Origin of the sequence: Specibacter sp. AOP5-B1-6 (assembly GCF_052376555.1) — a bacterium.
Taxonomy (GTDB): Bacteria; Actinomycetota; Actinomycetes; order Actinomycetales; family Micrococcaceae; genus Specibacter.
Genome location: NZ_JBQSVT010000097.1, coordinates 1 through 1,672, shown reverse-complemented (window position 1 = coordinate 1,672; position 1,672 = coordinate 1). Strand labels below are relative to the sequence as shown.

The window sequence follows — 1,672 nt, the reverse complement described above, 5'->3', positions numbered from 1 at the left end:
GGTTATGGATCACCGCTGCTGCCGCCGCAACCCGCCAGGCGGTTGCGCAACGCCGCGCCACATGGAACCGCTGGAACCTCTTGGCCGAGGCGGAACGCATCTGCGCCGAGATCCGGTGCGACTCCCCCGCCGACCGCCGCGACATGCTCGACGCCGTCGCCAGCGCAGCCGAGTACCAGAGCGTAGCGCTCAACGCCTACCGCTACAACCTCCCGCTCAACGCCAGCAATGACATCGCCTTCGCCGGCCACGCCGTCTTCGAGTTCCCCGGCGCCCGCCTCTACACGGACGCCGGCATCCTCGCCAACGAGCAATTGGTCATGGACACCAGGAATGACGACGGCGGACCCGCCATTGCGCCCCACCTCACCGACACTTTCCTCACCACGAGTGACCATACTGCTGGTCACCTTGGGTTGGCACCGGACCAACGCGCCGCAGCGCACGAGGTGCTTTCCAGCGGCAGGTTCCTTGACGCCGTCGTTGGTCCGGCAGGGTCAGGCAAGACCACCACCATGGCCGCTATCCGTGACGGATGGGAACAGGCCTACGGTGCCGGCAGCGTGGTCGGACTTGCCCCGGCGGCTGCCAGCGCGGAAGTGCTGGGCAGGAAGCTGGGTTTGGCCGCTGAGAATGTGGCCAAGTGGCTGTATGAAACGGTCGGCCAAGGCGCTGTCCACCGGGCGGAACAGTTTCTGGACTTGGAGACTGCTGATCCACCTTCGTCGTGGCAGCGTGCCCGAACGATGCAGCGGATGGCTGCCTTGGCTATGCAGCACGAACAGTGGCAATTTCGGCGCGATCAGCTCGTGATCGTGGACGAGGCGTCAATGGTATCGACCGTGCAATTGGCGGCGCTGGTACATCAGGCGCGCGACGCGGGCGCCAAGATTCTGTTGGTGGGTGATCCTGCGCAGCTGGACGCGATCGATGCCGGCGGGATCCTGGGCTGGTTGGACCGGAAGGGCAAGGCGGTTCAACTGACAAGCGTGCGGAGGTTCAGCCATGAGTGGGAGGGACCGGCGTCACTCCTGTTGCGCGTGGGTGATGTGGCGGCGATCCGGGCCTATGCAGCACATGGTCGTTTTCGTCATGGTGACTTCGCCGAGATGGTTGACCAGGCGTATGAGCGGTGGGCCTCGGACGTTCAGGCCGGGGTTTCGTCCATTCTCATCGCCCCTGACAACGAGACTGTCACTGCCCTCAATGAACGAGCCCACGCCGAGCTGGTGGACAAGGGCACTGTTGATGCCGTCCGAACAGTGCGGCTCAGCGACGAGCTCTGCGCAGGTCGCGGTGAAACCGTCATTGCCCGCAAGAACGATCGCCGCCTCACCGATGACGCCGGTGACTTCATCCGCAATGGCACCCTCGTCACAATCACCGCCACGCCGGACCGCGATGGATCAGTGATGGGTCGCCGGCTCGACACCGGCCGGGATATCCGTCTGAGCAGCGAGTACCTCACGGAATCCACCGAGCTCGGATACGCGACGACGGCACACCGCTCCCAAGGCATCACTGTCGGTTCCAGCCACACCCTGCTTACCCAAGGTTGCCTGACGCGCGAACTGTTCTACGTCGGCATGACCCGCGGGCGGAACAGCAACACCGCCTACGTGTGCGAATCCAGCCCCGCCAGTGATGACGAGCTGCATGAGGAGCCCGAGTC

At 64.7% G+C, this 1,672-nt stretch carries 1 protein-coding gene; it reads left to right on the top strand.

Translation table 11 applies throughout. The annotated features are described in order from the left end of the window. The coding region (locus ACT3TS_RS19600) for an ATP-dependent DNA helicase (RefSeq protein WP_444533204.1) at positions 1-1,672 on the top strand (1,672 nt) is incomplete at both ends.